The sequence below is a fragment of the Faecalitalea cylindroides ATCC 27803 genome (assembly GCF_000469305.1).
Taxonomy (GTDB): domain Bacteria; phylum Bacillota_I; class Bacilli_A; order Erysipelotrichales; family Erysipelotrichaceae; genus Faecalitalea; species Faecalitalea cylindroides.
This window is the reverse complement of record NZ_KI270999.1, coordinates 1-4768: the sequence shown is the minus strand read 5'-3', so window position 1 is coordinate 4768 and position 4768 is coordinate 1. Positions and strand designations below refer to the sequence as shown.

Genomic DNA, 4768 nt, shown 5'->3' with positions numbered 1-4768 from the left:
TCATTTATTTGGTCATTTATTTGGTCATTTTCCGAATAATTTAAATTTGGTAAAGTAACATAGAAGAAATTCTCCGTAGCCTCAAATACTGGTTGTTTTTCTTCATTTTTATAAGCATCAAATGTTCTTGGTATTCCTGTTCCGAAATTTTCAATCAGCCCTAACTTATCAAAAATATTAACTAATTTATGATTACGATAAGTCTGTGTTCCTTTCATAATTTCTTCCATAGAGGCATTAAATATACCTCCTGGGCTTGTAATTTTACATCTGTCTTCAAAAAACTCTACCTTAATATTTGATCGAATAAAATAATCAGCATGTACAAAAGCATTTAAAATCATCTCTCTTAATGATGCTCCAGGATAAGAAACTTTTTCTTTTCTTCTAAAGCTTTTGATGTCAATTTTTGCAGAAACATCATTAAGTCTATCAGCTTGTTCCTTTACATGATGAAATAAATCAATGAGTGAACCTGTAAACTGTTTCTTCAACTTAAAATTTCTATCTTTATCATATTCAGCAACTTTTACAGTAACGTCAGATTGATCAGATAAAATAAAGCCTAAATTAGTGTATTTATCTTGTGAATTCTTAATCCCTAAAGAAACCATATTTCTTTCAGTTAATTCCATGTTATTTTGATTGAATGCTCTTGTTAAAGCATTAAAAGATAAATCTTGTTCTTCTGAAATATCATTTTCGTAAATATATTTTTTAGAAGACATGATCATTCTAAGTATTTCATCTTCATTTGCTTTTCTAATACTTCGACCTACTCTTTTATAAACACCTGCAGGTTTTGGACCTTTTTCTCTCAAATAATAAGGTTTGTCTTTTCCTTCATCAACTTCAATTACCAATACACCATCATCGTTAAAATAATGCTTAATTAAATGAGATGGAAGCGGGTATATAGTATCTTGTAGCCAATTTGCTACTTTAGTATCAATAAAATCCTTATCTTCTTTTTGAAATGGAGTATAGATACTACCATCATCTTCTACACCTACAAAAATACATCCATTCATCGTATTCAAAAAAGCTACAATCTCTTTCTTTATAACATCAGTGAGTTCTCTTTTTAGTTCAATATCATCTTTTTCCTGATACATTTTTATTTCCTTTCATACATTTATTTAGTCATCCTTAATAATACCCATTTTAACATGTGAACTAATAAATCAAAAGAATATAATAAATAGTAGGTACTATACACATCTAATAGTTTGACCTCATGTATCAACTCCTTTATTCAAAGATATAGATAGAATAATGTAATCAAGCAACACAACAACATAAAAAATAGCATGTTTTCTTGTGTTTTATTACACATTTTAACAGGATGTTTTTTTATTTCTCACAAAACAAAGTTATTGTATTCTATAAATTAACGAGAAAGATTTTTTCATATATTGATTTAAAACAATGTAAGATCATCTCTTTTTGAAGTAATCGATATTTCCTTCAATATGTCATCAATTAATTGATTATCTGAAATTCGAATTCCATATCCATCTGCCTTATTATACCCAAAAATATCAAAATCTAAATTCCAAACTGTCTGTCGATCAATAACTACAAAATGTTTATTATGCTCAATAAATTGGTAACTCGCTCCAATTCCAGAAATATGTTTTAATTCTGATTGCTTGTTTTTTAATGTATCTGATAGTACAAAATAAATCTTGATGCCTTTTGAATATTTATTTGATAATAAGCTAAAGTAATCTTTTATTTTAGACAACAATAAAGCTGTTGTAAAAATAACGATTTCCTTTTTAGTATTCTCTATATCCTCTATCAATTGACTTTTAACTTCAGAATTTTCAAATAGCACCTGTTGAATCGAAGATTCTTTTGTCTGTTCATAGATTCCATATCCAATGTTCTGATAATGTTTCAATCGTTTATGAAACATAGTCTGCATCATTGGTATTTGTACATCTACATAATCATATACCTTAACAACATCTTTCCCTTCATCATTTCTTTGGATTCTTCCGGTATATTGAGTAAGTCTTGATTCTCCAGATATTGGCATTGTTAAAAAGAGAGTTCTTAGTTCAGGTAAATCAAAGCCTTCCCCTAATAATGTACTAGTCGCTAGAAGTACATAAGATTCATGAGAATCTAATTCTTTTATTTGTTTCATGATTAGATCTCTTTGTGACTTCTTTTGTTCTCCTGTCATCAAATACACACGTAGAGCTGCTTTATTCAACATATCTTCAATTAAAGATAAATGTTCTTTTCTTTCCGATAAAACTATGATTTTACTTCCTTGATTATATTCATTTAATATATCTTTAAAAATCAATTGGTTTCTAGCCATATCTTTTATTAGTTCATTACATATTTCTACAAAACCAGCTTTTCTATCCAACACAACTGAATTCGTAATTCGTGGAATCAGAACTTGGCTAAATCCATATGACCCTTTCATCTGTAGAGAAGATCTTTCAAATCGTTTTGGACCACAAAACATATATATGACTTTTTCTAAACCATCTTCTCGTTTTGGAGTAGCTGACAAACCATATATTCTCTTAGAACTTGCATTTCGTAAGATGTGAGTAAATGTATCACTTGCAGCTCTATGACATTCATCCACGATAACCATTCCATAAGAATTTAAAAAATCATCTAAGTTCTCCATTCTTGATAATGAGGAGGCAGTCGCGATATCTATGTTTTTATTGACTCGTTTCTTGTTTCCATTATACACACAAACAAATTCATCTTTCTTTTTAGAAGCTTTAGGATACTCTAAAAATTCATTGATACTTTCCAACCATTGATCTTGAATTGGTTTTGTTGGAACAATAACTAAAGTGCTGACTTTAAAATGTGAAATCAAATAAATACCAATAACCGTTTTGCCAAAGCCTGGAACGGCTTTTAAAACTCCCATATTATACTTTATCATCTTTTCAACGGCTGGTTTTTGTTCCGGCTTTAACTCACCTTTAAAATCTACATCTATTTCATGCCCTTCACTTGTTACATCTTCTATATCAAAATGTGTATCTCTTAATACAGACATTAGTTTATCTTTGGTTCCTCTTGGCAAATAAATATATGTATCATCTTCCTCATAATAAGATAAGATTCTTGGTGTATTTTTATAATAAATTGGTTTATGTAATCGTTGTAACTCGTAATATGCAGGATTATACATAGATGAAATACGCTTGATCGTATTATATGTTAAAGAATTAAGATTCTTCTTTTCTATCATTAATGCAGTATATTCTTTTCCAACTATACGATCCACATATTTTTGACTCACATTCAAATTAAAACACATCTGGTCAGAATCAAAGAAATAATCATTCTCTGTATTATATTCTAATATCTTCTCAACTTCTTCCTGCGTTATCTTTTTTCTTGTTGTCAAATACTCAATAGGATTAAAGTAAGGCTGTTGAAGTTCATTGATAAATGTAGTATTGCCTTGTGCATAGGAAGAATAGCGCAATGGTAGCGCAATTTGATTGCCAAAACCACCTTCTGGTAAATAATCCTGATTAGGAAACATACGGTCGAAAGACTTGAATGTAATTCTAGTGTTTTGTTTCATGGTTTCCTGCAACAAGAATTCGCCAAATCTTCTAGCTAGTGAAGCTTTGATGTTTGTCGAAAAAAAGAACCACAAATGTCCACCAGCACCTGAAGCAGATCTTTCCATCACTGGTTCTAATCCATATCGAACAGCAACTTTAAAAACAGAATACATGTCTTCAAACCAGCTATCATCGTCAAAATCTAATGCGAGAAAATAACAAGTGTTGTCTTTTAATAGTGGATATATACCAATTCCCAAATTCTTATTTGTTCCTTTAAAATGGTCAACTATCACTTCCTTAGTTAATGGAGCCAAACTTTTAATTGGACAGTTCCGACAAGCATTAGTTATCCTCCCTTTTCTGCAACCATCTTTAAATTCATTAAAACATACTAAAGTCCAACCAAATTTATTTTGTTTATTACTAAAGTAACGCTTCTCATATACATCTAGTCGAGGTTTAAAATAATCCATAAAAACGGCTATTTTTTGATTTCTATCCAGATGTTTCTCATTTGTTATAAAAGTAATCCCTCTTTTATAAAGTTCTTCTTTTAGCATCTGATTTTCTTTTTCCAGCATTAATATTCTTTCTTTAAGTTGTTTTACAGATTCATTCACTATATTTATCTCCATTATTAAAATATGCAATTCTATCAGCTTTTCTTAGGTAAATTGTAGTATGTTTAAAATTGGATTCCAAATAAAAAGAAGAGAAATTTTAGAAAAATCACTTTCTGATATTTAATTATTTCAAGACCACATTGACTCTGGACTTCTCTATTTTTCTTGTCCTATTTTTATGCAGTCTTCAAAAAAAATCGAATAAAAGATACTGACATTTTAACAATCAAAATAAGAAAAACACAACGAAAAAGAGATGTATTCCCTGTAGTCTATACAACCACAGTTCTACATCTCTTTTGATCTTCTCAAATTTTAACGAAACCTTCAGGCCCCAAATTAGACCCCAATTGTTTACGCTAAAACCCTAAATGATTTTGGATACCCAATCAGTGGATAACACCCTTACGATAATTTAGAACGCTCACGTAATTCAACTAATATAGTGTAACTCTTTTAAACACAATAATTTGTTGGTGATTTTCAATCTAATTAAATGATCTTATCAATCATTTATAGTTTTCAACAAATCGCATAATGATCGTTGCACATTCAGCACGGCTCGCATTCCCCTGT

The 4768-nt window shown here is 29.7% G+C and carries 2 protein-coding genes; both read right to left on the bottom strand.

Annotated elements, in window-relative coordinates; genetic code table 11:
- The coding region (locus tag HMPREF0367_RS05220; protein ID WP_035401916.1) for an ATP-binding protein at window positions 1-1115 on the bottom strand (1115 nt) is incomplete at its 3' end.
- Between the two features lie 305 nt (window positions 1116-1420).
- Window positions 1421-4189 (bottom strand): TOTE conflict system archaeo-eukaryotic primase domain-containing protein, encoded by a 2769-nt coding sequence (locus HMPREF0367_RS10430; RefSeq protein ID WP_248660665.1) that lies wholly within the window; start codon window positions 4187-4189, stop codon window positions 1421-1423.
- Between the last annotated feature and the right edge of the window lie 579 nt (window positions 4190-4768).